At 56.2% G+C, this 1,456-nt stretch carries 1 pseudogene; it reads right to left on the reverse strand.

The window, feature by feature from the left end:
* Positions 1 to 606: 606 nt before the first annotated feature.
* Positions 607 to 1,456, reverse strand: a pseudogene (locus tag ABJK56_RS02700) (hypothetical protein); the annotation flags it as partial.

The raw sequence follows: 1,456 nt of genomic DNA on the forward strand, positions 1-1,456 counted from the left end.
TACCAGTAAATACCGCCCACAGGGATGGTCGGATAAGAACCTCGAGTGAAGTTGAGGCGCGCGCCGCCCCGCTCCGCGTGGCTGGGCCCTCATCGTGGGAGACAGCTGAGGAGCTGGGCACATCGCGCGCGCCGGTGCTCAGGTGGGCCAGGGCGTTCGCGAACGGCGTGAGCGCGGGGAGGCCTGGCGCGCTCTGAACCCTATACTATCAATTTTCCAGCTCCACTACGAGAGACCATCATAGAAGGCACAGCCCCTTGCATAGAATCGACCGGAAGGATCCGTGGGACGTACCACGCTCAGATTAGGAGTGGATGGATTCGTCGATTCATCCAAATTTGTACCAGACGCCAAATCCACCGGGCGGATATTCCCACCTGATAGCCCCTCTGTTACACACCATTCTACACGTGCCGCATTCCAGGCATCCCTCATATATGAACCGGAGATTCCCATCTTCGTCGACGGAGTACAGGCCAGCTGGGCACGATTTTACGCATGGCATCTCGCAACCTTTGCACTTTTCCGTATCTACCACTATGTGAGGCTCCGGATGTATCTTGAAATTAGTTAGTGCGAGCCTCTTCTCAACACTTAATCTTGCGCTCACAGTGAGCCGCACCCCCTCAGCGCATCGAGCAGCACCGTGAACTTAGATATTCCAAGCTTACCCATGGCGGCTGTTGCCGAGCTACAAAGCCTATCCAGTTCCTCCTGCGCACCATAGGCTTTCCCCAGCACGCTGCATAGTAGCTCCGGGTAGGCATCGTAGATTCTGCGGTTTGACATGAATGATGGTAGCTTGGAGAACCTAACTAGGTTCCTTCCTATGGGACCATCCTTCACCTGGCTCCAGTAATATGAGAGATCGGCCTCCTCCCGGCTCCCGGCATCCCTAGCCTTGGCTATCGCCTCCGCGGCCAGCCTGCCTGATTCCATGGCTATATCCACCCCCCTTATTGTGAACCCGGTGTTCAGGAGGAGCCCTGCAGCGTCGCCGACGACCAGAAACCCGTTACCAAAGGGTTTCCTCATGGCGCTTTCGTAGTTCCCTTCCCAGACCAAGTGCGCCGAATATTCCACCGGTACGCCGTCTCCCACCAGGCCATTAATAGCCGGGAGTAACCTCAAATCCTCCGCGACTTCCTTCGCATACGTCATGCCTTTCTGAAGGTCGGACAACCGTATGACGAGGCCAATTGCAACGTGCTCCTTCATCGTGTAGAGGAAGCCTCCGCCCAGCAGCCCTTCTATGGGACGCCCGATGAATAAATGGGCCACACCCTCCCCCTCACCGACGTTGAACCGCTCTTCGATTCTTCTGCTGTCTAATTTTATGACCTCCTTGATTCCTAAGGCCATCTCATGCACGTCAGGCTTGCCGCCCAGGCCGTGCTTCTCCAGCAGAATATGGTTAGCGCCCTCCGCGATAACCACGTAATCGGATTCTATGAGC

Source organism: Thermogutta sp. (assembly GCF_039793925.1).
Lineage (GTDB): Bacteria > Planctomycetota > Planctomycetia > Pirellulales > Thermoguttaceae > Thermogutta.